The sequence below is a fragment of the Halopiger xanaduensis SH-6 genome (assembly GCF_000217715.1).
In the GTDB taxonomy this organism is placed as follows: Archaea; Halobacteriota; Halobacteria; order Halobacteriales; family Natrialbaceae; genus Halopiger; species Halopiger xanaduensis.
In genome coordinates this window covers 3,026,526-3,049,220 of record NC_015666.1, presented here as the reverse complement: position 1 = coordinate 3,049,220, position 22,695 = coordinate 3,026,526, and the positions used below count along the sequence as shown (strand labels likewise).

The 22,695-nt window shown below is 67.7% G+C and carries 19 protein-coding genes and 1 tRNA gene; 10 read left to right on the top strand and 10 right to left on the bottom strand.

Going from position 1 to position 22,695, the window contains the following annotated elements; all coding sequences use genetic code 11:
• Window positions 1-67 precede the first annotated feature (67 nt).
• Window positions 68-1,255, top strand: coding sequence for an NAD(P)/FAD-dependent oxidoreductase (locus HALXA_RS14935; RefSeq protein WP_013881220.1), 1,188 nt, complete (start codon window positions 68-70; stop codon window positions 1,253-1,255).
• Window positions 1,256-1,279: 24 nt separating this feature from the next.
• Here HALXA_RS14935 and HALXA_RS14930 read toward each other — a convergent pair whose 3' ends face one another.
• Window positions 1,280-2,302, bottom strand: a complete 1,023-nt coding sequence (locus HALXA_RS14930; protein WP_013881219.1) for a zinc-dependent alcohol dehydrogenase family protein — start codon at window positions 2,300-2,302, stop codon at window positions 1,280-1,282.
• A 114-nt stretch (window positions 2,303-2,416) separates the two neighbouring features.
• Window positions 2,417-3,394, bottom strand: coding sequence for a flap endonuclease-1 (gene fen / locus HALXA_RS14925; RefSeq protein WP_013881218.1), 978 nt, complete (start codon window positions 3,392-3,394; stop codon window positions 2,417-2,419).
• Between the two features lie 121 nt (window positions 3,395-3,515).
• Here fen and HALXA_RS14920 point away from each other — a divergent pair, with 121 nt between their 5' ends.
• Both HALXA_RS14920 and HALXA_RS14915 read left to right on the top strand, forming a co-directional pair.
• Window positions 3,516-4,955, top strand: a complete 1,440-nt coding sequence (locus HALXA_RS14920) for an outer membrane protein assembly factor BamB family protein (RefSeq protein ID WP_013881217.1) — start codon at window positions 3,516-3,518, stop codon at window positions 4,953-4,955.
• Window positions 4,956-4,957: 2 nt separating this feature from the next.
• Window positions 4,958-5,836 carry a hypothetical protein gene (locus HALXA_RS14915; protein WP_013881216.1) on the top strand — a complete coding sequence of 293 codons (879 nt, stop codon included), beginning with the start codon at window positions 4,958-4,960 and terminating at the stop codon, window positions 5,834-5,836.
• A 41-nt stretch (window positions 5,837-5,877) separates the two neighbouring features.
• Here HALXA_RS14915 and HALXA_RS14910 read toward each other — a convergent pair whose 3' ends face one another.
• The 3 genes from HALXA_RS14910 to HALXA_RS21095 form a co-directional block, all read right to left on the bottom strand.
• On the bottom strand, window positions 5,878-6,456 hold the full coding sequence (locus HALXA_RS14910; RefSeq protein ID WP_013881215.1) for a GNAT family N-acetyltransferase: 579 nt from the start codon (window positions 6,454-6,456) through the stop codon (window positions 5,878-5,880).
• Between the two features lie 89 nt (window positions 6,457-6,545).
• Complete coding sequence (locus HALXA_RS14905; protein ID WP_013881214.1) at window positions 6,546-6,953, bottom strand: hypothetical protein; 408 nt, start codon at window positions 6,951-6,953, stop codon at window positions 6,546-6,548.
• Between the two features lie 45 nt (window positions 6,954-6,998).
• Window positions 6,999-7,151 (bottom strand): hypothetical protein, encoded by a 153-nt coding sequence (locus tag HALXA_RS21095; RefSeq protein WP_245550034.1) that lies wholly within the window; start codon window positions 7,149-7,151, stop codon window positions 6,999-7,001.
• A 150-nt stretch (window positions 7,152-7,301) separates the two neighbouring features.
• Between HALXA_RS21095 and HALXA_RS14900 the strand changes: the two genes are divergently transcribed.
• Complete coding sequence (locus tag HALXA_RS14900; RefSeq protein WP_013881212.1) at window positions 7,302-9,614, top strand: PAS domain-containing protein; 2,313 nt, start codon at window positions 7,302-7,304, stop codon at window positions 9,612-9,614.
• Window positions 9,615-9,809: 195 nt separating this feature from the next.
• Window positions 9,810-10,238, top strand: a complete 429-nt coding sequence (locus tag HALXA_RS14895; RefSeq protein ID WP_013881211.1) for a DUF7344 domain-containing protein — start codon at window positions 9,810-9,812, stop codon at window positions 10,236-10,238.
• A 171-nt stretch (window positions 10,239-10,409) separates the two neighbouring features.
• Here the strand turns inward: HALXA_RS14895 and HALXA_RS14890 are convergent.
• The 5 genes from HALXA_RS14890 to HALXA_RS14870 form a co-directional block, all read right to left on the bottom strand.
• A tRNA-Gly gene (locus tag HALXA_RS14890) sits at window positions 10,410-10,480 on the bottom strand.
• A 239-nt stretch (window positions 10,481-10,719) separates the two neighbouring features.
• The gene (locus tag HALXA_RS14885; RefSeq protein ID WP_013881210.1) at window positions 10,720-11,670 is read right to left on the bottom strand and encodes a hypothetical protein; all 951 of its coding nucleotides are present in this window, start codon (window positions 11,668-11,670) and stop codon (window positions 10,720-10,722) included.
• Window positions 11,671-11,885: 215 nt separating this feature from the next.
• Window positions 11,886-12,617 carry a class I SAM-dependent methyltransferase gene (locus HALXA_RS14880; RefSeq protein ID WP_013881209.1) on the bottom strand — a complete coding sequence of 244 codons (732 nt, stop codon included), beginning with the start codon at window positions 12,615-12,617 and terminating at the stop codon, window positions 11,886-11,888.
• Between the two features lie 62 nt (window positions 12,618-12,679).
• Window positions 12,680-14,812 (bottom strand): type II secretion system F family protein, encoded by a 2,133-nt coding sequence (locus tag HALXA_RS14875; RefSeq protein ID WP_013881208.1) that lies wholly within the window; start codon window positions 14,810-14,812, stop codon window positions 12,680-12,682.
• A gap of 9 nt (window positions 14,813-14,821) precedes the next feature.
• On the bottom strand, window positions 14,822-16,723 hold the full coding sequence (locus HALXA_RS14870; RefSeq protein ID WP_013881207.1) for a type II/IV secretion system ATPase subunit: 1,902 nt from the start codon (window positions 16,721-16,723) through the stop codon (window positions 14,822-14,824).
• A 258-nt stretch (window positions 16,724-16,981) separates the two neighbouring features.
• Between HALXA_RS14870 and HALXA_RS14865 the strand changes: the two genes are divergently transcribed.
• The 5 genes from HALXA_RS14865 (at window position 16,982) to HALXA_RS14845 (ending at window position 22,575) form a co-directional block, all read left to right on the top strand.
• Window positions 16,982-17,458 (top strand): DUF5793 family protein, encoded by a 477-nt coding sequence (locus tag HALXA_RS14865; protein WP_013881206.1) that lies wholly within the window; start codon window positions 16,982-16,984, stop codon window positions 17,456-17,458.
• A gap of 156 nt (window positions 17,459-17,614) precedes the next feature.
• Entirely contained in the window at window positions 17,615-18,793 is a 1,179-nt protein-coding gene (locus HALXA_RS14860; protein WP_013881205.1) for an ABC transporter ATP-binding protein, read from the top strand.
• A gap of 83 nt (window positions 18,794-18,876) precedes the next feature.
• Entirely contained in the window at window positions 18,877-19,545 is a 669-nt protein-coding gene (locus HALXA_RS14855) for a DUF998 domain-containing protein (protein WP_013881204.1), read from the top strand.
• An 81-nt stretch (window positions 19,546-19,626) separates the two neighbouring features.
• Window positions 19,627-19,905 carry a UPF0058 family protein gene (locus tag HALXA_RS14850; RefSeq protein WP_013881203.1) on the top strand — a complete coding sequence of 93 codons (279 nt, stop codon included), beginning with the start codon at window positions 19,627-19,629 and terminating at the stop codon, window positions 19,903-19,905.
• A 66-nt stretch (window positions 19,906-19,971) separates the two neighbouring features.
• Window positions 19,972-22,575, top strand: coding sequence for a cell division protein ZapB (locus HALXA_RS14845; RefSeq protein ID WP_013881202.1), 2,604 nt, complete (start codon window positions 19,972-19,974; stop codon window positions 22,573-22,575).
• Window positions 22,576-22,695: the final 120 nt, after the last annotated feature.

Genomic DNA, 22,695 nt, shown 5'->3' with positions numbered 1-22,695 from the left:
AACATTGTCACAAGTACGTGTCGGTCAGCAGCACATCTCTATACGCCTCGAGTCCCTACCACCACCCATGCACGTCGTCGTGCTCGGCGCGGGCTACGCGGGCCTGACGCTGACGCGGCTGCTCGAGGAGAAGCTTCCCGAAGCCGCCGACATCACGATCGTCAACGAGTCGCCGGATCACCTCGTCCAGCACGAACTTCACCGGGTCGTGCGCCGACCCGAACTCGCCTCGGCGATCACCGTGTCGCTCCCGGAGGTGCTTGAGCGCGCGACCGTCCGCGTCGCTCGCGTCGAGGGGATCGACAGGGAGGAGCGCGTCGTCGACCTCTCGAGCGGCCGACTCGAGTACGACGTCGCGGCGATCTGTCTCGGCGCACGGACGGCGTACTACGATCTCGAGGGGGTTCGCGAGCATTCGATGCCGCTGAAGCGCCTCTCACACGCCCTGCAGATTCGGTCGCGGGCGCTCGAGGTGTTGCAGGACCGGTCCGCCAGAGACGGCGACGGCCGCATCGTCGTCGGCGGCGCCGGCCTCTCCGGCATCCAAGTCGCCGGCGAACTGGCGGCGCTGGCGGACGAGGAGCGCGGGACGGCGACGGTCACGATCACGCTCCTCGAGCAACTCGACAGCGTCGCGCCGACCTTCCCCGAAAACTTCCAGCGAGCGGTTCGATCGGCGCTCGAGGAGCAGGGGATCGAGGTGCGGACCCGGTCGGCCGTCCGGCGAGCCGACGGGACGCACGTCCACCTCGAGTCGGGCGAGGAACTCCCGTACGACCAGTTCGTCTGGACCGGCGGCATTGCCGGTTCGGACGCGCTCGCGGGTGAACGACCGCTCGTCGAGAGCGACCTGCGACTGGACGAGCGAACGTTCGCGCTCGGCGACGCGGTTCGCGCGACCGACGCCGACGGGGAGCCGGTGCCGGCGAGCGCGCAGGCGGCGGTGCGCGAGGCGCGGACAGTTGCGGAGAACGTTTCGCGGCTCGCGGGCGACGGCGACGAAACGGCGCTCGAAGGGGGTACGACGCACGGCGAGGTCGACCTCGAGCGCTTCGCGTTCGACTCGCCGGGCTGGCTGGTCAGCGTCGGCGACGACGCCGTCGCACAGATCGGTCCCGCCGTCCTCACGGGCCGACCCGCGAAGGCGCTGAAAGCCACCGTCGGCCTGGGCTACCTCTCCGCGGTCGGCGCAGTCGGGAACGCGACCGACCGCTTGTATCGCGGGGTTCTCGAGGGGCGATTTGATCGCGAGTGAGCGTCCGAGAACGGCCGCTTCCGCTCACTCGAGCGAGATAACGACCTTGCCCTGGTGCGCGCCCTCGTCGACGTAGCGGTACGCTTCGCGGACCTCGTCTTCCTCGAAGCCGAAGGTGCGGTCGATCACCGGCTCGAGGGCCGCGGCTTCGATCGCGCTGTTCATCCGGTCGAACATCGCGCGGCTGCCGACGCCCATCGAGCCCTTGACGGTGAGCGCCTTCTGGAGGATCGGCCCGGGGTGGACCTGCCCCTCCGGGCCGGAGAGGACGCCGATCAGGTGGACGTAGCCGTCGAAGGTTGCAGCCTCGATCGACTGCTGGAGCGTGCCCGGGCCGCCGACCTCGATGACGTGGTCGACGCCGCCGACCTCCTCCTGTACCGCGTCGCCCCACTCGGGCGTCTCCTCGTAGTTGAGCGTCCACGTCGCGCCCAACTCGCGGGCGCGCTCGAGTTTCGCGTCGCTCGAGGAGGTGACGAAGACGTCTGCGCCCTGCATCGTCGCGAACTGCAGGGCGAACGTGGAGACGCCGCCGGTACCGAGTGCGAGGACGGTCTCGTCGGCGGTCAGATCGCCGGCTTCCATCAGTTCGCGCCACGCGGTCAGCCCGGCGCAGGTCAGCGTCGCGCCCTGCTCGCAGGAGAGGTTCTCGGGGAGTTCCGCGAGCGAGTCGGCGGGGAAGGTGGCGTACTCGGCCAGCGTCCCGTCGACGTTCCCGCCCGTCGTCCGCGCGACTTTCTCGGGGGTCACGGGGCCGTCGACCCAGTCCGGCGCGAAGGGGGTCGCGACGCGGTCGCCCTCGGAGAGACGCTCGACGTCGTCGCCGACCGCGACGACCTCGCCGGCGCCGTCGCAGAGCGGCACGACGGGCAGTTCCGCGCCGGGATACACCAGATCTTCGTGGGCGATCGCCAGATCGCGGTAGTTGATCGACGCCGCGCGCATCTCGACGAGCGCCTCGTTCGCGGCCGGTTCGGGACGGTCGCGCTCGACCTCGACGACGCCGGAGTAGTCGCTCGAGGGTTCTTGCACTTCGTAGGCTTTCATCAGCTGACAAATGGAACCGGCGGAACTTCGGTCCTCGGTCCGACGAGCGTTTTGCTGGCTCCGCGAACAACCGGCAACGCGGCAGGTTTGATCCTCGGTGCGCCGTCTTCGAGTTTACGTCCAGCGATCCAGGCCAGTCTGGGTGACGCTCTCCTTGATGCGCTCGAAGCCGCGTTCGACCTCGTCGGGGGCGACGCCCCACTCGTCGGTGACGTACTCGCGGGCCGCCTCGAGGTCCGGATCCATCGCCGTGTCGAACTCGTACTCGTCGGTGACGTTCGGATCGCGGAACAGTTGCCGGACGCGGTCGCCGTACTCGATCGAGTCGCCGCGGGCCTCGAGGACGCTCCAGAGGTCGCCGTGCTCGGTGATCTCTTTGATCGCGGTCTTCGGGCCGATCCCGGAGACCCCCTCGTTGAAGTCCGTGCCGATGAGGATGGCCGCGTCGATCAGTTGCTCGAGGGTCAGGTCGTGGTGTGCGAGGGTGGCCTCGAGGTCCATCAGTTCGGGATCGCCCTTGCTCGTCAGCTGGCGGAGGGTAAGCGGCGCGCCGAACAGGAGGGCGTCGTAGTCCTCCGAGCCGACGTAGTCGGCGTCGCCGCGGCGGACAATGTGGGCCGCCTGGGCCTCGCCCTCGGCGGGCGCCTCGACGATCGGCACGTCGAGCAGCCGGAGGAGCTCGCGGCTGGTCTCCTGGATCGTCGGCGTCAGCCGCTGGGTGCGCGACTCGAGTTGCGCGATGGCGACCTCGTCGCCCTCCTCGCGAGCGGTCTCGAGTTGCTCCTCGTAGGTCCGGCGCTGGTCGCGGCGGGATTCGATCTCGTCCTCCTTCAGTTCGGAGGGGCCGCCGTCGAAGACCATCACGGGCGTGACGTCGTTCTCGAAGAATTTTGGGAGGCCTTGGACGATGCCGACGAGGTTTGCGACCTCGGTCCCGTCGGCTGTCGTGTACACCGAGCTATCGGTCCACTTGACCGTCGTCGTCAGGTAGCGGTAGAGCCAGTTGTGCGCGTCGACGGCGACGACGCCCTCGATTTCGGAGAAGGGGATCTCCTCGATGACCGCAATGTCCCGGAGTGCAGCGTTTCCCATTGCCGTGGTATTGGGCCGACCGGGATTTGAATCGTTGGCTTCGCCCCGACGTCTCGAGCGGTCGCCGCCGACCGGAGGTTATTTCTTTCAGCCGTAAGTGTTGATTCGACAAGAGTTGCGAATGGTCCGCACACCGAAATTCCGGCGCCGAGAAGCCATCGCTGCGGCGGGGACGCTACTCGCCGCGGGCTGTCTCGGTGCGGGTCGGAGAGGCCCGGGAGACGGCGACCGCGGCTATCTCGGGGCGGACCCGACGCCCCCCGAACGCGACGGCGACTGGCGGATGTACGGTCGCGATCCGGGGCGGACGCGACACGTTCCGGACGCCGACTTGCCGCGCGACGGCGTCGACGTCGCCTGGGAGCGGTCGGTTAGCGCCGACGGCTGGCTCCCGCCGGTCGTCGCGAACGGGACCGTCTACTGCCAGTACACGAACGGCCTGTTCGTGCTCGACGTCGAGAGCGGCGACGGGAAGGAGGTCAGGACTTACGGCGGGTTCGGGCGCGGCGCCGGGCCGATGGCGTTCGCCTCGACGACGCTCTACCGGGACGGCGCATTGCTCGTCCCTTATGGCCGCGCCGTGGCTGGATACGCCGCCGCCCCCGACGGGTGGCCCGACGAGGTGTCCGGACGGGGCAAGCGACGCGCGCGCTGGTGGTTCGACGGCGACCGGGCCGATAGCAGACCGCCCGGCGGTCACTCGCCGCCGTCGTGGTCCGCCACCCCGGTCGTCCACGACGGTGCCGTCATCACGCTCCACCCGCGAGGAATCGTCGCCGCCGTTTCCCCGGATGACGGTACCCCCCGCTGGCGATACGCCTTCGCGGATGCGGACCGCGACGACTTGCGTTCGTTCGACCCGTTCGAGTACGTCGTCGATCCCGCCAGCGCGACCGTCGTCGTCTACGGACGCGTCGGCTGGACCCCCACGCTCGTCGGCCTCGACCTTACGACCGGGAGCCTCGAGTGGCTCGACGCCGCGAACGGATCACCCGAGGCGGAATCGACCGACCACGGCGTCCCGGAGCTACGGCTCGAGGAGTACGATCGGCTGGCCGCCGCCGACCGGTCGGTCTACGTCACCGACTGGACGGACTGGAGCCCGCTACGGCTCCGCGAAGTAAATGCGGCGTCCGGGGACGACAGCTGGAGCCGGTCCCTCGAACGGGAGTCACACGTCGGCCTCGCCGTCGACGGAACGACCGTCTACCACCTCGGAACGGTCGAGACGGACGACCGCGGCGAGCGGGCCGCCGTCGCCGCCGTCGACCGCGAGGACGGCACCGTTCGCTGGGAGGTGGTCCTCGACGACGACCCCGGCGGCGGTGTTTGGGCCACAAACCAGCCGTCGCCGACGGTCGCCGGCGATCAGCTACTCGTTCCCGCCGGAAAGGGCCTGCACGCCCTCGAGCGGACGAGCGGCGAACGCCTGTGGACGTTCACCGAAACGGTCCCGACGGCAGGCGGCAGCGAGGACGAGCGCGCCGGCATCACGCCGGCGGTCGTCTCGAACGACCGGATCGTCCTCGGCGCGACCCTGCGGTTGTACGGACTCGAGTAACGATGACCGATACTGATACCGATCCCGACGCCGAGACAAGCCAAGACCGCACCGACGCACCGCACCCGCCGGATCCGATCCGGCAGCGGCTCAGTGCCGATCCCGGGTTCGCGTCCATCCTCCGAACCGCGGCCGGGCTGTGTCGCGCGCGGCCGCTCGCGGCCGTTCCCTTCGCCCTCGCGAGCCTGCTCGGCGCGGCGAGCACGATCGCGAGACGCGAGTCGAGTTTCCCGGTCGGGGTCGCGCCGTTTCCCGAGGCCGGCCTGCTCCGGTTTCGGCTGCCCGTCGTCCCGTCGCTCGAGCCCGTCGTCGATCTCACCCCCGCCCTGTTCCTCGGCCTGAAGCCGCGCTTTCTCGTCGTCCTCCTCGGCTGGCAGATTCTCTGCGGTGGCGCGGTCGGGGTCGCCTTGGCCGCCTGCCTCTGGATGGCTGCCGGCAGGGACGGCACCGTGCCGCCGCTCGAGCGGGTCGGCTGGCTGGTCGCGTACGCGGCGTCGGCCGGCGGCGCGGGGTTCGCGGTCGTGTACGTCCTAGGCCGAATGTCCAATCCCGGGGTCACGCTACTGGCCTTCCTCGCGATCGCACCGGTCGCGATCGCGCTCTTTCTGACGCCCGCCTCGCTCGTGCTCGGCGGACACCGGCCGCGAGCGGCGATCCGCGAGAGCGTCAGGTTCGCCGCCGATCACCCGTTTTCGATTCCGGTGCTTCTCCTCGGAGTGGGGTACGTCGGCTACGCGCTGACCGGCGTCGCGCAGTTTGCCCCGGCGTCGCCGCTCGGGACGGCGGCGGGGACCGTCGTCAGCGCGACCGTCACGGGGACCGCACACGCGCTCGTCGTCGCCGCGTCGTACCGCCTGCGTCCGATTCCAATAGAAGAGTAGTTCGGTAGCTGCAGTTGACGGCATGCCGGCGTGGCTCGACTTTACGTCTCGTCGACCGCGGGCGGCTCGCTTCCGCGGTGCGACTCGAGAAACGCTTCCTCTTCCGCGGACAGATCGCGCTCGCGGAACTCCTCGAGGCCGGTCCGGTACCGCTCGGCGGCGTGCCGGTCCGGCGCTTCGACCTCGTCGATCGGATCCGGGCGCGGGTACTCGAGGACGAGTTCGGCGATGCCGGTCGTCTCGCCGGTGTAAGCGAACCCGCAGCGGTAGAGCGCCTCGTAGGCGAAGGGGTTGTTGACGGCGATTCGGAGGCGGTCGTAGCCGCGCTCGAGGGCGCGGTTCCGGACCAGCCGGCAGAGGTCGGGGCCGACGCCCTCGCCGCGGCGGTCGCGGGCGACCGTGACGTAGCGCAGCCAGAGCGTGTCCGCGTCGGTGCGGTCCTCGTTGAACGCGACGGCGGCGACGATTTCGCCGTCTTCATCCTCGCCATCGCTCTCGCCCTCGCGCGCGACGGCCTTGCCCGTGTTCGTCATGACGAACTTGCCGGCGTAGCTGAACCGCTCGTAGTCGAGGCGCAGTTTCGGTCCGTCCGGCGGCCAGTCGAGCAGTTCGTACTCCACGGCCGGCTTTCGCCCGCGAGGATTATAGTAGCCACTGACCGTGACGACTGCTCGATCGGACTCGAACCGATTCCGCACTCCCGTCGATACTACCGATGGAGAAGCGCTCGAGCACTCGCACAGGTCACCCCGATGCCCCCGGTACCCAAGACGACGATCCAGAACGCGGCCCCGAGGTAGTCCCCGGTCGATCCCGCGTCGATGGCGACCGCGACACCGTAAATCGCGATCCCCGCCACCGCTAACAGCCCGAGTCCGAATACGAGTCCGCCGAACTGGACGACAGTCGTTTCCGCGAGGGACCGACAGGCGGTTCGGACTCGCGACGAAACGCGGAGGGCGATCACGAAGACGCCGGCGACGGAGTAGCAGGCTGCGTCGACGGGAGACAACATGTCCGACCCGCCGTCGATCGTCACCGCTGCGACCGCCCACAGGAGCGGAATGCTCAGACACAGCACCCCGAGCAGAAGGGACGGCCGCTCCCGACGGTTCATATCATTTCATCAGTAGTTCTAGCAGGAATAGTTTTGGACTGTTGACTATTTCTCGGGAATGCACGCACGAAAACTGCGCTCGAGAGTATCGACCTTCGGCAGGTAGAACCGGTTGCGCCAGCGCTGGGTCCGCAACACCTCGTCTTTCATCGCCGAACAGTGGTCGCGGGCGCGTTCCTCCTCGAACTCGTCGGTCATGTCATCGGCACACGCCTCCCACGAGCCGCCGATCGACGGCGGTCGGAAGGGACGCGCCTTGCGCGAAGGGTCGCCGGCGGTAGTCGATACAGTCGCTAAACATGACATTACGCGGAAGACTTTAGCCGCGCATGGCGTTTACGTGACGTCATGAGTTCCACTTCCGAGGGGGACGCGACCCTCCGCCGTCGGATCCAACAGCAGGAGGAAGTCGCCCGCTTCGGACAACTGGCCCTCGAGACGAACGATCTCGAGCAGTTGCTGGCCGACGCCGCGAGCACGATCGCCGACACGCTCGGCAACGAGTACGGGGCCGTGTTCGACCTCGATCCCGACGACGAGCGCGCCCTTCTACGGCGGGGCGTCGGCTGGAGCGACGACCGCGTCGGCGCTGCAACGGTCCCGGCCGCGTCGGACTGCCAGCCCGGCCGCGCGCTCGAGGAGAGCGATCCAGTGATCGTCGCCGACCGCCGGACCGACGACCGGTTCGACGCCGCGGATCTGTTCGCCGACCACGGCGTGGTCAGCGGCGTGAGCGCCCGCATCGGCTCCGCCGACGATCCGTGGGGCGTGCTCGGCACGTACGCGACCGAACCGCAGGCGGTCTCCGAACACGACGCGAACTTCGTCCAGAGCATCGCGAACGTCCTCGCGACCGCGATCGAGAACCGGCGGACGAAACGCGAACTCGAGACGCTCCACGACCGCATCACGGACGCCTTCTACTCGCTCAACGCCGACTGGGAGTTTACCTACCTCAACGATCGCGCCGCGGAACTGATCGACTTCACCGGCGAGGGACTGCGCGGCGAGACCATCTGGGACGTCTTCGAGTGGGGCGCCGACTCGACGCTCCGCGAGGAGTACGAGCGGGCGCTCGAGACCCAGGAGTCGACCTCCTTCGAGTTCTACTATCCCGAGCCGCTCGAGACGTGGTTCGAAGTCCACGCCTACCCCTCCGAGACCGGCCTCTCGGTGTACTTCCGCGACGTCACCGAGCGGGTCCAGCGCGAGCACGAACTCGAGCAGACGGAGCGGCGCTTCGAAGCGATCTTCGAGGACCCGAACATCCTCGTCGGCCTGCTCGAGCCCGACGGGACGGTTATCGACATCAACGGGACGGCGATGGCGTACATCGACGCCGACCTCGAGGCGGTCAGGGGCGAACCGTTCTGGGAGACGCCGTGGTGGGGCGAGGGCGACGACGTGGGGGACGACGTCCGGGAGTGGACCGAGCGCGCGGCCGCGGGCGAGTACGTCGAGTTCGAGGCCGACCTCACGCGCCCGGACGGAAACCGGTACACGCTCGAGGGCACCTTCAGGCCGGTCACCGACGACGACGGCGACGTCGTCTCGATCATCGTGTCGGACCGCGACGTCAGCGAGCGCAAGCGCCGCGAGCGCCAACTCCGCAAGTCCGAACAGCGCCACCGCACGCTCGCCGAGAACTTCCCGAACGGCATCGTCACGATGTTCGACGAGGAGCGGCGCTACACCCTCGCCGCGGGACGGATGTTCGACGAGTTGCCGGTCTCCCCGAGCGACGTCGAAGGCGCCTACGTCGGCGACGTCTGGCCCGATCACGTCTCAGAGCCGCTCGAGGAGGCCTTCGAGGCTGCCCTCGCGGGCGAGCGCCGAGCGACCGAGTTCGAGTACGCCGGTCGCGAGTGGATCGTCCGCGCCGTCCCGATCACCGACGACAACGGCGACGTGTTCAGCGGCATCACCATCGCCCAGGACATCACCGAGCGCAAGGAGTACCAGCGCAAACTCGAGGAGTCGAACGAACGGTTAGAGCAGTTCGCGTACGCAGCGAGCCACGACCTGCAGGAACCCCTGCGGATGGTCTCGAGCTACCTCCGACTGATCGACACGCAGTACGGCGACGCCTTCGACGCGGACGGCGAGGAGTTCCTCGCGTTCGCCGTCGACGGCGCCGACCGCATGCGCGAGATGATCGACGGCCTGCTGGAGTACTCCCGCATCGAAACTCGGGGCGATCCGCTCGAGCCGATCGACCTGAACGCGGTGCTCGCGGACGTGCTGGACGACCTGCGGCTGCAGATCGAGGACACCGACGCCGAGATTGACGCGGATGCGCTACCGACCGTCGAGGGCGACGCCAGTCAGTTGCGACAGGTGTTCCAGAATCTGCTCTCGAACGCCCTCGAGTACAGCGGTGACGAGCCGCCGCGGGTGCGAATCGACGCCGAGCGCCGCGGCGACCGGTGGGTGATTACGGTCGCCGACGAAGGGATCGGGATGGACCCCGACGAAGCCGACCGCGTCTTCGAGGTCTTCCAGCGGTTGCACAGCCACAGCGATCACCAGGGGACCGGCATCGGCCTGGCGCTGTGCGAGCGGATCGTCGAGCGCCACGGCGGCGACATCTGGGTCGACTCCGAACCGGACGAGGGGGCGACGTTCTCGTTTACGCTGCCGGCGGTCGGAAACGAGGACTGAGTCGACGCGCATCTCGCGCCCTCCCTCATTCTGGCAGGGCAGCCACATACGGTTACGGACCGACGCTCGAGCCGTCACAAATCCGTCTCGAGCGGTCGATTCGAACAGCCGAAATTCGGTCACGATCGGCCGTCCATCCGAGTCTGCCGGGCCCAAACCTATCCGCACCGCCATAGATTGGATGCACGTGACAGAATGACCGACGATGACGAGTCCGACCCGCAGGAGCAATCCGATCAGTCAGACCCGCCGGACTCGCCGGCCCCTCCCGAGTCGTCCACGACCGATCCGCTCGAGGACATTCTGCTCTCCCTCGACGCACACCTCGATGTTCTGGCCAACGAGCGGCGTCGCTACCTCCTCGAGTTCCTCTGGGACCAACCTGGACGCGTCGGTTCGTTCGAGGCCGCGACCAAACACACGATCGCGCAACTCGGACGGAAATACGGGTCGCAACCGAACCACGACGACATCCAGGTCGACCTGCAGCAACACCACCTCCCGAAACTGGCCGACGCCGGCATCATCGAATACGACGTCCGCAGCCAGACGATCCGGTATCGCAGCAACGACCGCCTCGAGGAAATCTACGAGCGGATCGCCGAGTTCGAACGCGATCGCTAGTCGACTCGGGAGTTGTCGGCAACGCTGCGAACGATCGGCTGTTGAAACGTGCGCGGATCGGGATTCGAACCACGCGAAGACGGTCGCGTTCGCTACGCTCACGCGCTGTGACTTCCCGAATGCAAATCCCTCATACGAGTGCTGTTGCTCGCGGGTTTGCGCGCACAGAAATGCGCGGACCGGGATTTGAACCCGGGCCATGAGCTTGGAAGGCTCAGGTCCTACCACTAGACCATCCGCGCGCACTCCCCGATTTTCGCTCCGAGTTTAAGGGTCTTCCTGTTTCGTCTATCGATTCGGTCGAGTCGCTGACTCGAGCCGGCTCGCTCAACGACCGACTCGAGACTCGTTCAAAACGAAGAAGCAGGAGTGATGGGGTGATCCGTCCGGAGACGATCGGTGGGTGGGGGAGTTAGGGGACGATCGAACCGGCAGTGCGCCGGCTTACCAGAGGGAACCGGACGCGATTACAGCGGTAGCGTTACTTCTCGAGGACCTCGGCACCGGCGCCGACGGCGATGTCGGTCTCGCCGGTGGCGACGGCCTTGAGGTTCTCGCCGGTCGGGGTCTGGACCTGCGACCACTCGCCGTCGGTCTGCTCGAAGATGACGCCGCCACCGCCGACGGCGTAGCCGTCGCCGTCCTCGATTTCGACGTCGAGGAGGTCGGCGTCGCCGAGGCTTTCGGGAACCCACCGGCTGCCGTCGTACTCGAAGACGGAGGCGTTGCCGCCGCTGACGACGACGTCGTCCGCGGCGTCGCTGTCGAGGCCGTAGAACGTGACGCCGGCGTCCTCGATGCCGATCGGGTTCCAGGTGGTGCCGTCGTCGGTGGCGAACACCTTCCCGTTCGTGTCGATGACGTGGCCGGCGCGGTCGTCGTAGAACTCGACGGCGTTGAAGCCGGAGCCGCTGCCGGGGACCTCGTAGTCCCAGGTGCCTTCCTCGCCGTTCTCGAAGCTGTAGTGGATCGAGCCGGAGTCGTCGGCCACGTAGACGTCCGCGTCGCCCGCGGGGCCGGTGACTGCGACGTCGTTGAAGTTGGCCGTGAAGTCGTTGGGCGCGGAGCGGTCGACGAGGTTGCCCGTCGTCACGTCGTACTCGCCGATCGCGCCGCTGGCGCCGACGATCCAGAGCCGCCCGCCGTCGTCGGTGGTGTCGACGCCGTAGAGGTCGTTCCCGTTGCCGGTGGGACCGCCTTGGAGGACGACTTCCCAGCCGGCGTCGGTGCGTTCGATGACGAGACCCCCGCTCGCGACCGCGTGGGCGTTCGTCGCCGTGTGGATGACGTCGTGGACGGTGCTGTCGATGGGGGATTCGGCGACCGTCCACGTGGATTCTTCCTCTTCGGCGGCGGCCGTCGCGGGGAGGGTAGCTGCGGCAAGCGATGCGCCTGCGACCTTCAGCGTCGTCCGTCGCGTGAAGCGCGTCATAGCGCATCCGGCACTGGGGAGCGAGATGTCAATAAAAGTCGGCGGCCTTTTTGCGCGATTGATCCCGTTTGCGAACGTTTTATTCGATTTACTTCTAACTTATACATAATGAAATAGATCGGAAACTATAGCCTTAGCCGCTGGAAAGTAACCTTTAGTAATTTTACTTAAAAATACCCTCATTTGAGGGTTGAAGGTCCGTAACACGGCCGCATTCACTCTAAACCGGCCACATGAGCGTAGCAGTTCCCGCTCGAGACCTCCCACTCGAGCAGGTCGAGGTCGCTGGCCGCGAGGTCGGCCTCGAACTCCGCGGGCGCGTAGATGTGGTAGAACCGATCGACCGCCTCGCCGCCGGGGAGCGTCCACTCGACGGTCGTATCGAACCCCCCGGCCGCCTCGGGGTCCGCGTCGAACCGATCGTGGGCCGTCGACCACGCGCTGACGAGCGCGCGGCCGTCCGGCGAGAGCACTCGCGCGAGTTCGTTCAGGCTCGCCCGGCGAACCTCGCGGGTCGGCAGGTGGTGCAGCGTCGCGACGTAGACGGCGATATCGACGCAGTCGGCGGCCAGCGGCAGCGAACTCGCGTCGCCCTGGCAGAGCGTGACGTCGAATCCGCGCTCCCGCCCGCGCTCTCGGCCGGTCTCGAGGAGTCCGCGGCTCGCGTCGAGTCCGACGACGGTCTCGCAGTCGGCGGCGAGCAGTTCGGCGTGGCGGCAGTTGCCGCAGCCGAGGTCGAGGCCCACGGCGGGTTCGGCCCCGTCTCCGTCCCCGACCCCGCTCTCGAGTGCGGCCGCGCGCTCGTCGACGAACGATTCGACCTCGGGCCACGCGTACTCGCGCGTCGACGCGAAGTGGTCCGCGATTCGGTCGTAGGTCGCGCGGACGCTCCGGCGGTCCGGCTGGCTCGAGTCCGACTCGTCGTCACCGCGGTCGCCCGTACCCATTGGTTCGGAGTGGTCGGGGCGCGTGCAAAAAGCGTTCGCACCGCCACCGGCACCGGCGGTAGTCAGACCACGACGGCGAACAACAGGACCGACAGCGCGAGCATCGCGGCCGCGTGTTTCGCGCCGGCTCTGACGTCGCCGGTACTCAGCTGGCCGGCGATCAGTCCCGAGAGCAGCCCCTGCACCAGCGTCGCGTGGTAGAACAGCGTGTTGTACTGCGCGGCGGCGTTCTGGGAGAGCCCGCCGAGTCCGTCGATGCCGCCGCCCCCGCCCCCGCCCCCGCTCCCGCCGCTGGCGGCCTCGATCCCCTCCGTGGGGAGGTTCGGCAGGAGGAACGCCGCGAGCACGGTGATGATAAAGAGGAAGACGAAGAACGCGATGTAGACGACGACCAGGTACTCGACCATCGCCTGCTTGCGCTCGCGCTTGAGGCGCCGGTCGGCCGCCGCCTGTCTGGCCGCGATGGTAAGCACGGTCGCGAGATTGCCGCTCGCGTTCATCGCCTCCGTCACCAGCGTGACGACTCGAGACGTCGCCCGAGTGCGGACGCGCCGACCGAACCGTTCGAGGGCAGTCTGGAGGTCGGCACCCCACTGGACGTCCGCCCAGATGCGGTCGAGTTCGGCCCCGAGCGTCCCCAGATCGGACCCGCGGACCTGATCGATCGCGGACACCAGCGGCATTCCGGCGTCGTTAACGCTCGCGAGCCGCTCGAGCAGGTCGGGAATCGCGCCCTCGGTCGCCTCGATCCGCCGGCGGTGGAGTTCGTAACAGCCGGCGAAGACGGCGACGACGAACAGCGCGCCGACGGCGACGACGTCGTCGACGGCGGTAACGTCGAACCCCTGATCGGTGATCGCCGCCGGCAGCCGCCACAGAACTGCGGCGAGTGCGACCGGCACGGTGAGGACGAGCGAGAGCCGGGGCCGCTCGCGCAGCGTCGTCAGGGGCGACCCGACGCGCTCGCGGAGCCGCTGCAACCGGCGGTAGTAGCGCACCCGTTCGAGGTTTCGCTGCTCGCGACCCCGTCGGCTCGAGGTCGAGCGCGCCGCGTTCCGGCCGCCGTCGGCCCGCGGCTGTTCGCGTACCATGACGACAGGGGTCGGCGCGGCCTCGTCCGCGTCTGAATCCGGTTCGGCGACGCCGCCGGGCGTGATCGTGTCGGTCACCATGCTCAGGTAGACGATAAAGGCGACGTTGCCCAACGGCAGGATGAGGTAGATCAACGCCCGCAGCGGATCGAACGTGTTGCCGACGGAGATGCCGATGACCACCAGAATCGTGATGAGAAAGAGCGGGCCGGCGACCAGCACCGTGACGTACGCCTCCGCGAGCGTCCCGAGCAACTCGATGGTTGACTCCTGCTGGGACTCGGACTCCTCCTGAAAGTCCCGGTACTGGGTCTCGAGGAAGGTAGAGAGGCTGTTGCCGCTCTGGAGGACGCTGACGAGGTTCTCGACGAAGTCGGCGAACTTCGGGCTCGGGGAGCGCCGGCCGGTCGTCTGGAGCGCGGTGATGACGTCCATGCCGAAGGTGTCCATGTTCCGGACCGCGACGCCGAACTCGGCGGCCGCCTCGCCGTAGGTGTCCTCGTGGCGCGCGAGGATGCGGACGATCTTCGGGAACTCCATCCCGCTGCGCGAGAGCGCGTACATGAACGCGACCGTCGAGGGGAGGCCGGTTTCGATCCGCCGGGTGCGGCCGTCGGCCACGTAGCTCGGGTACCACCAGCGGAGCCAGTACGCGCCGAAGCCCGCGACGGTACCGATCGTCAGACAGGAGAGGGCGAAGAGGCCGAACAGTTCGGTCGGCGACAGCGACGGCACGCCGCCGAGGTTCGCCAGGAACGCGAGCGTTCCGGGGAGCGCCTCGCGCATGGCGGCGGGATCGACTGCAAGGACGAACAACAGCCCCCAGACGACGTAGATGCCGACGATCGAGCCGGCGACCGCGAACAGCATCGCGTACAGCATCGTCGTCGCGCCGTACTCCCGGTAGGTCGTCGCGAAGTGCGCCGCCCGGAGCGCCGACTGTCTGTTGGGGTGTTCGCCCTTGAACTCGGCGACGTAGCCGCCGAACAGCCCGATCGCCGCTCGAGTGAGCGTCCGATCGAGTCCGGCATGAACTTGCGCGAGGACGACGAGCGAACAGAGCCCGGCGGCGACGGCCAGCGGCAGGAAATTCGAGAGGGGCATCGGCGGCGGTCACCCGTCCTCGGCCGCGTTTTCGGATTCGTCGACGACCGTCTCCTCGAGCCGGTCCCGATCGCTCGAGTCTGCGGAACCCGCCTCGTCAGAGTCGGCACCCTCTCCTGCGAGCGGGTTGCTGATGATCGCGTCGGCCGTCGGATCGTTCGCTTTCGGGTCCGCGCCGTCGCCGTCATCCTCGTCGGCCGCGATCGTCTCGAGGACGCTCTCCTTGTCCGCGTAGTACTCGTTGACCAGGGCGGTAAAGCGCCGGTAGTCCGAGATGTCGTTGTCCCGCAGGTACTCGAGGAACCGCTCGCGGTTGCGCAGTTCCGTCAGCAGTTCGGTCCGGGACCAGCCCTGTTCGTCGCGGATCTCCTCCAGAACGCGGCTGCCGGTCCCCCGGAACGCATCGTTTTCGCCGTCCCAGGTGTAGGCCGTCGAGTAGTCGAGTTCGCCGGTCCGTTGGTCGATCCCCTCGATCTCGGCCAGCACCTTGTTCCGGCGGACCCGTTTGTCGCCGAGGCGGGTCAGCGTCTGGACCGAGAGGATGTCCAGGCTCTGGACCATCGACCGCGGGACGTTGATCGGCTCGTTCTCGAGCCGGTTGATCGCCGTCTGAACCGAGTCGGCGTGCATCGTCGAGTAGGTCGTGTGGCCCGTGTTCATCGCCTGGAAGAGGGTGATCGCCTCCTCGCCGCGGACCTCGCCGACGACGATGTACTCGGGGCGGTGACGCAGCGCCGAGCGCAGCAGGTCGTACATCGTCACGTCCTTCCCTTCGTGGACGCGCTCGCGCGTGACCGAGGAGAGCCAGTTGTCGTGGTAGAGCTCGAGTTCGCGGGTGTCCTCGATCGTCAGCACCTTCGCCCGGGGCGGGATGAACATCGAGATCGCGTTCATGCTCGTGGTCTTGCCCGACGCGGTCCCGCCCGCGAAGAGCAGGCTCTTGTTGTGCTCGATCGCCAGCCAGAGGTAGGCCATCTGCTCGACGCTGAAGGTGCCGTACTCGAGCAGGTCGACGGGCGTGAACGGCTCGCTGGCGTACTTCCGGATGGTGAAGGCCGACCCGCGCGGCGTCACTTCCTTCCCCAGCGCCAGTTCGGCCCGGGAGCCGTCCGGCAGGGTCGTCTCGACCATCGGCTCGCCGATGGAGATGTGCCGGCCGGAGTGCTGGGCCAGCCGGACGACGAACCCGTCGAGTTCGTCGGCGCCGAACGAAACGGTCGTCTCGACGTCGGTGTACTCGTCGTGGTAGACGAAGATCGGCAGGTCGTAGCCGTCGCAGGAGACGTCCTCGACGTGGGGGTCGTGCATGATCGGCTCCAGTCGGCCGTATCCCCGGAAGTCCCGGTGAATGTAGTAAAAGAGCCGGTAGAAGGTCGCCATGTCGACCTCGGCGCCGTAGCGCTCGAGGTACTCGTGGATCGTCTCCCGCAGCAGTCCCTCGACGTCTTCGGCGTCGTCGGCCCGGTACAGCAGGGGATCGCGAACGTCCTCGAAGAGCGTCTCGAGCAGGACCCGTTCCTCCTCGGTCAGTTGCGGTTCGACGACGCGGTAGCGGTGCTGGCTGGCCGACTCGTCGTAGCCGATCGAGACGAACGAAAAGGGCGCGTCGACCCAGTACCGGTCGACCTCCTCGAGGCCGTCGACGCCCTCGAACTCGACCAGCGGGCCGTGATCGCGCGGATCGTAGTCGTCGACCTCGATCGTCGACCCGCGCAGCGTCTCGAGGACCCGCCGGATCGTCCGCTTGGCGGTTTCGAACGTGGACTCGAGCGGCGGGGCGTCGGCATCGGCAGCACCACCGCTGTCCGTAGTAGCATCGGCGGCATCGCCGCGGGCTGCGGTCGGGTCGGGATGCGACGCTGCGTGGTCATTCTCCGAACCGTCCCCAGCTGAATCGGTGCGTTCTGACATCCTGACATCAATACGGGCCCCTCACCGCCGAGAGGGGGGAGCGTTCGTCGCATATCCCAACCGCACCATCATAAATATCCCGACCGAATCTACCTCTGTGGCCGCTTCCTGCCGACAGGCCGATCAAGCGCCAGTGGCGACGCGAGTCACGCAGTCGACGAGCGCCGACCCGAACGGCCGATCGGCCCGGACATGTTCGTTCGAAGATCGGTTGTGCGTTACGTTCATACGGCGGGAGCGCTAATCCGTGGGTACGGAATGAGGCGCGAGGACTTCACGCTAAACGTTACTAACATCGACTGGGTCGAGACCGACGGCGAGCCGCGCAAACCCGCGGTATCGATCGACTTCACCGGCCCGTCGACGATGCTTCGCGAGCGCCTTACCGGTCCCGAGGGCGACCTCCTCGACGCCGACGAAACCGACGTCGCACTCCGTCTCCAGGAGCCGCTCGGCAACGACACCGCCGGCGTCGTCAGCGTCACGAACAGAATCACGGGCGAGTTCATCCTCGAGCTCAACGAGGACGCCGACGACGTCCTGAAGTTCATCCGCGCGGCTCGAGGCTACGGCGAGGACGCCACCGAGGACGAGGGGCGCTACACCGTCGAGATCACCCTCGAGGGGGACGACGAGCCGTTCGTCACCTACGATAAGCGGACCTTTCTCGTCTACGACGACGAGGGCAGTCTCCTGCGCCAGCACAGCTTGATCCCGAGCGGCGTCGAGCTCTAGTCACCCCGTTGCATTCCCGGTTCGCCTGCGATTGCAACGCCGATCGCCGCCACTCAGTTACCCGCTCCCGACCGGCGGGAACTGACCGGCAACTATAAGTGTTTTAGGAGTGCCTAAATCGAACAAGCGCCGGCACCGGTCCGGCCGGAATCGATTATGGCGAACGGAGACCTACTCACGACCGCAGCCGACGAATCGGCGCCCGAGCCCGCGTCCGCGCCCGAGCCCGCCGCGACGGACGACGTCGTCCTCGAGCTCGACGGCGTCGCGAAGCGGTACGGGAGCGAGGCCGTCATCCCGGACCTGTCGCTGTCGGTCCGCGACGGCGAGATCCTCACGCTGCTGGGACCGTCGGGCTGTGGCAAGACGACGACGCTGCGGCTGATCGCCGGCCTCGAGACGCCCGACGCGGGTCGGGTTCGGCTGCAGGACGACCCCGTCGCAGTCGCCGAGGAGGGCCGGTTCGTCCCGCCGGAGAATCGCGGTGTCGGCATCGTCTTTCAGGAATTCGCACTCTTTCCGCACCTGACGGCTCGCGAGAACATCGCCTTCGGCCTGCAGGACTGGTCCGAAGCGGAACGGGAGGCCCGTGTCGATGAACTCCTCGAACTCGTCGGTCTCGAGGCCCACGGCGACGACTACCCGGACGAACTCTCGGGCGGCCAGCAACAGCGGGTCGCGCTGGCCCGCTCGCTCGCGCCGGAACCCGAAATGCTGCTGCTGGACGAACCCTTCTCGAACCTCGACGTCGACCTGCGCGTCGAGATGCGCGAGGAGGTGCGCCGGATCATCAAGGAGGCCGGCGTCACCGCCGTCTCCGTGACCCACGACCAGGAGGAGGCGCTGTCGATCTCGGACCGGGTCGCCGTGATGAACGAGGGCGACATCGAACAGATCGGCGCGCCCGAACGGGTGTTCCAGCAGCCCAAGTCGCGGTTCGTCGCCGGCTTCCTCGGCCACGCGAGCTTCGTCTCGGGCGAGGTGCGGGGCGACCACGTCGACACGGCCGTCGGCCGCGTCCTCCGGGACGACGTCAACGGGCTGGCCGAGGAGTACGACGACTCGGCGATCGACCTGCTCGTGCGTCCGGACGACGTCGTGGCCGTGCCGGCCGACGAGGCTGCGGAGCCGAACGGCCGCGTCGTCTACCGGCGCTACCTCGGCCCGACCGTTCTCTACCGCGTCGAACTCGACTCCGGGGAAACCGTCGAGTGCATGCACAACCACTCAGACCGGATCGACTTGGACGAGCGGGTCGGCGTTCGCGTCGTCGCCGACCACGAGCTCGCGTGGTTCCCCGCGGGCCAGCGCGAGCGCGACGTCGCCGCCGACTAACGGCTCTTCCGCTTCCGCGTTCGATTCTGCGGTCCGACCACACACTTTGATAGCGGCGCGGTTCGATAGCTACCGATCACCGAATGGGAGGAAACCAACGCCGACGCCGGCCCCGCAGTTCGACCGCGACTCGAGTCGCAACGCACTGCGGGCTCGCCGCGGCGGTCGTCGGCCTGGGCGCGATCGTTCTCGCGACCCTCGTCGCGTCCCCGGAGACGTTCACCTGGCGCAGCGCCGCCCTCTCCGATATGGGCCGGTACGAAACCCGCACGTTTCCGCTGTTCAACGGCGGGCTCGTCCTGAGCGGCCTGCTCGGCGTGCCCTTCGGCTGGCGGCTCTGGCGCGCGAGCGAAACGATCCTCGAGCGGATCGGCGTCGCCCTACTGGTCGTCGCGACGGTCGGGCTGATCGGCGTCGGCGTCTTCTTTCTCGGCCACGCAGACTGGTACCTCGAGCGGAGTTTCCACGGCCCGGCCGCGCTGACGTACTTCGCCGCCGCGCCGTTGGCGCAGTTGATCTACGGCACCGGTGCGGTGCTCGCCGGGCGGCTCCGTCGCGGCCTCGTCTCGATCTGGCTCGGTATCGTCCATCCGCTGGCGTGGCTGGGCTGGCTCCTCGTCCTCGTCGCCGGCGGCGACGCCGGCGCGTGGTTCGCCGTCCCCGAGTTCGTCGCCGCCGTCGCGTTCGGCGCGTGGATCGGCTTCCTCGCCGTCGATCTCGAGGGACTCTCACGCACCGGAGAAGCGGCGTAACTCGGGGTCCCCCGACTCGCGCCGGATTTTGCGACGGGTATGCACACAATCCTTAAGCCCAGACCGTCCATACACGCGGGTATGCACAAAGACGAACTCCTCGAGCTGCACGAAGAACTCGTGACTATTATGGAGTATTTCGCCCAGCGCGAGGAGGTCGACGAAGAGCTCTTCGAACCGTACCGCCAGCTCGACGTCGACCCCTCGCACGTCCACAAATCGAAGAGCGAACACAAGCACGCGGTCTTCGTCCTCGGCAACGCCCTCGCGAAGGGCATGAGCGAAGACGAGTTCTCGAGCGCCGGCCGAATTGGCAAGCGCATGAAAGAACTCGCGGAAGACGCCGAATCGAAGATTTAGTCGGACGACATATAGCGGCGAACATCTAGGCGAAACGTATTTGTTTCAGTTACCGCTTGTTGAACTATGGACTCGCGCACGCAAGAGCGCGTCGAACAATGGGATTCTCGCCCGTTCAACGGCGGCTACGATGGGCTCTCTGATCTCGCCGAGAGCGGCTTTTCGGGGGCCGTAACGACGGGTACAGGCGGCACTTGGCTCTTTATGCTTAACGGCCGTATCGTCGGCGTCTTCGAGGGGGCGATCGAAGACTTCGACGGGGCCTCGGGCACGGTCTACCAGGCGCCGCATCCGTCGCTGCCGTTGCTCTGCTCGATGGAGGAACAGGGGGGCGACACCCGGGCCAAGTACTACACGAACGAAACGCCGCTCCGGGAGGTCGACGAGACGCTCCAGAGCGGTTCGTTTACGGGTTACATCATACTGAGCGAGAACGTTCTCAGCGGCGACTACTACGCCGTCTACTACGGCGGGCGCCGGATGGCCGCCGCCTACATCGGCAACGCCGAGCGGCTGGTTACCGGCGACGAGGCGTTCGAACGCGCCGACGACGAGGTCGGGATCTACGAGGTCGTCGACGTCGACGTCGAGGTGACCGACGTTCCGGGCGCGGACGACACGCCCAGCGCGGGCACGGACGCGGACACGGAAACGGGCGCGACGACCGACAGCGACGACGGCGGCTCGGACGACGAGCCGTCCGTCGGCGGCGTTTCGGGCGTCGAACCGATCGACATCTCCGGCGGCTCGAGCGCCGGCTCGTCGGTCGACACCGGCAGCAGTACCGACGATGCAGTGACCGGAAGCGACGGCCCGTCGGGGATCACGGCGACGGACCCGGACGCAACCGCTCGCGAGTCGACGACGCCGGGGATCACGGACGACGATTCGATTTCGACCGACGCCGCCCCGGACCCGGATCCCGATTCCGCCGACGCGGCAGCTGATTCGGTCGCCGCCGTCGAATCTGAACCGGAACCCGAATCGGATCCGGAACCGGAACCGGAACCGGACCCGGACCCGGACGGCGTCGAACTCGAGACCGGAACCGATCACGAACCCGGACTCGAGGCCGAACCTGACGCGTCGACCGCAGCCGAAGCCGACGCTGATTCCGTCGAGGCCGGCCCCGATTCCGAAGCGTCCCCGGCAGGGACGTCCGAAACTGAAAGTGGAACCGGGACCGGCTCCGGATCGCCGGACCCCGCCGAGGTCGAGGCGGCCGCCGAACAGCTCGACCAGAACGACATCTCCTGGACCGGCGACGACGAGGACGAGCAGCCCGAGACGACCGCGGGCGACGTCCGACCGCCGAGTGCGACCGAGCGAACGGGGTCCGGAGCCGCGGACGCCGACTCTCCCGCTGCCGACGCCGACGCGGACGGCGAGAACCAACTCGAGGAGCGATTCGAGGAGGAAGAACAGTGGCGGGAAACGCGACGCATTCCGTCGATCGACCCGGAGAAGACGACCGCGGACGGCTCGACGAGTGCCGTCTCGGGGTCGGGGGCAGCGTCAGGATCGCAATCCGCGAGCCAGTCCACTCGGAAGGAAGCCGGCGCCCGAACCGAGGCTCAGCGATCGACCGGATCGGCAACGCAGGACTCCGCGAGCGGAACCCGCGGATCCGGGCAAGCCGACGGTGCCGCCGGCTCTGGAACTCGAACGACAGCACCGAGCGGCGCCACCGCCGACCGAAACCAAAGCGAGCGCATCGAACGGCTCTCCGACCGCATCGAACGCCTCGAGGAACAGCGCGAAGCCCTCGAGTCGAAAAATAAGGACCTCGTCGCCGAACGCGACCAACTTCGAGAGAAGAACCAACAGCTGTCAGAGACGATCGACCGCCTCGAGTCCCGCATCGAGGAACTCGAGTCGGAACTGGAGGCGGCGCGAGCCGGCGACGGAGCGGGCGCGGGTGCAGGTGCGGGCGCCGCGGCCGGCACCGAACTCTCGCCCGACCGCGCGCTCGCCGGGACGAACCTGTTCGTCCGGTACCGCTCGAAGAGCCAGCCGACCCTCGAGACCGCACACGGGGGCGACGCCGACCGCGACGAGGTCGCGTCGAACCTGCAACTCGAGCACCACACCGAGTTCGACGCCTCCGACGTGGCCGTCGAGGGTGTGCCGTACGAAGAGTTCCTCACCGGGACGATGGCCTACCGGTTCGTCGAGTGGCTGACCGACACGACGCTCTACGAGATCCGCGACACCGGCCACGCGAACGGGCTGTCGGACCTCTACGACGTCATCCCACAGATCGACCGGGCCGAACTCGACGCGACGATCTCGCTCGAGGACGACGACACCGACGACGTTCCCGACGAGGTCACCTTCGACGTCGTCGCGTTCGACAAGATGGGGAACCCGCTGCTGGTTGCGATGCTCAACGACTCGCGCAAGCCGCTCAGCGAGGATACCCTCGCGGGCCTCGAGGAGGCCGCCTCCGCGGTCAAGGCGAACTATCCCGATCTCGCAGCCGCGATCGCCGTCACCTCGAGTTACTTCGAGTCCGGCGCCCACGAGGTGACCGAGGAGGCGACGAGCAGCGGCTTCCTCAGCCGGAGCTCGAAGCTGAGCTACGTCAGCCTCTCGCGGAAGCAGGGCTACCACCTCTGTCTGGTCGAGTCGCGCTCGGAAGGGTTCCACATGACCGTTCCCGAGCTGTAATCGGGACGGACGCCTTCGGATAGGGCGGACCGATCGACGGCGATTCTATCGGCTGCGCGGTGTCATTTTCGAACGCGAGTCATCAGATGACGTCGCGCAGTCGTCGCTACGTCTCCAGAG

Coding starts and splice junctions, on each gene's coding strand:
- HALXA_RS14935 (WP_013881220.1), top strand. CDS start 68: ATGCACGTCGTCGTGCTCGGCGCGGGCTACGCGGGCCTGACGCTGACG.
- HALXA_RS14930 (WP_013881219.1), bottom strand. CDS start 2,302: ATGAAAGCCTACGAAGTGCAAGAACCCTCGAGCGACTACTCCGGCGTC.
- fen (WP_013881218.1), bottom strand. CDS start 3,394: ATGGGAAACGCTGCACTCCGGGACATTGCGGTCATCGAGGAGATCCCC.
- HALXA_RS14920 (WP_013881217.1), top strand. CDS start 3,516: ATGGTCCGCACACCGAAATTCCGGCGCCGAGAAGCCATCGCTGCGGCG.
- HALXA_RS14915 (WP_013881216.1), top strand. CDS start 4,958: ATGACCGATACTGATACCGATCCCGACGCCGAGACAAGCCAAGACCGC.
- HALXA_RS14905 (WP_013881214.1), bottom strand. CDS start 6,953: ATGAACCGTCGGGAGCGGCCGTCCCTTCTGCTCGGGGTGCTGTGTCTG.
- HALXA_RS21095 (WP_245550034.1), bottom strand. CDS start 7,151: ATGACCGACGAGTTCGAGGAGGAACGCGCCCGCGACCACTGTTCGGCG.
- HALXA_RS14900 (WP_013881212.1), top strand. CDS start 7,302: ATGAGTTCCACTTCCGAGGGGGACGCGACCCTCCGCCGTCGGATCCAA.
- HALXA_RS14895 (WP_013881211.1), top strand. CDS start 9,810: ATGACCGACGATGACGAGTCCGACCCGCAGGAGCAATCCGATCAGTCA.
- HALXA_RS14885 (WP_013881210.1), bottom strand. CDS start 11,670: ATGACGCGCTTCACGCGACGGACGACGCTGAAGGTCGCAGGCGCATCG.
- HALXA_RS14880 (WP_013881209.1), bottom strand. CDS start 12,617: ATGGGTACGGGCGACCGCGGTGACGACGAGTCGGACTCGAGCCAGCCG.
- HALXA_RS14875 (WP_013881208.1), bottom strand. CDS start 14,812: ATGCCCCTCTCGAATTTCCTGCCGCTGGCCGTCGCCGCCGGGCTCTGT.
- HALXA_RS14870 (WP_013881207.1), bottom strand. CDS start 16,723: ATGTCAGAACGCACCGATTCAGCTGGGGACGGTTCGGAGAATGACCAC.
- HALXA_RS14865 (WP_013881206.1), top strand. CDS start 16,982: ATGAGGCGCGAGGACTTCACGCTAAACGTTACTAACATCGACTGGGTC.
- HALXA_RS14860 (WP_013881205.1), top strand. CDS start 17,615: ATGGCGAACGGAGACCTACTCACGACCGCAGCCGACGAATCGGCGCCC.
- HALXA_RS14855 (WP_013881204.1), top strand. CDS start 18,877: ATGGGAGGAAACCAACGCCGACGCCGGCCCCGCAGTTCGACCGCGACT.
- HALXA_RS14850 (WP_013881203.1), top strand. CDS start 19,627: ATGCACAAAGACGAACTCCTCGAGCTGCACGAAGAACTCGTGACTATT.
- HALXA_RS14845 (WP_013881202.1), top strand. CDS start 19,972: ATGGACTCGCGCACGCAAGAGCGCGTCGAACAATGGGATTCTCGCCCG.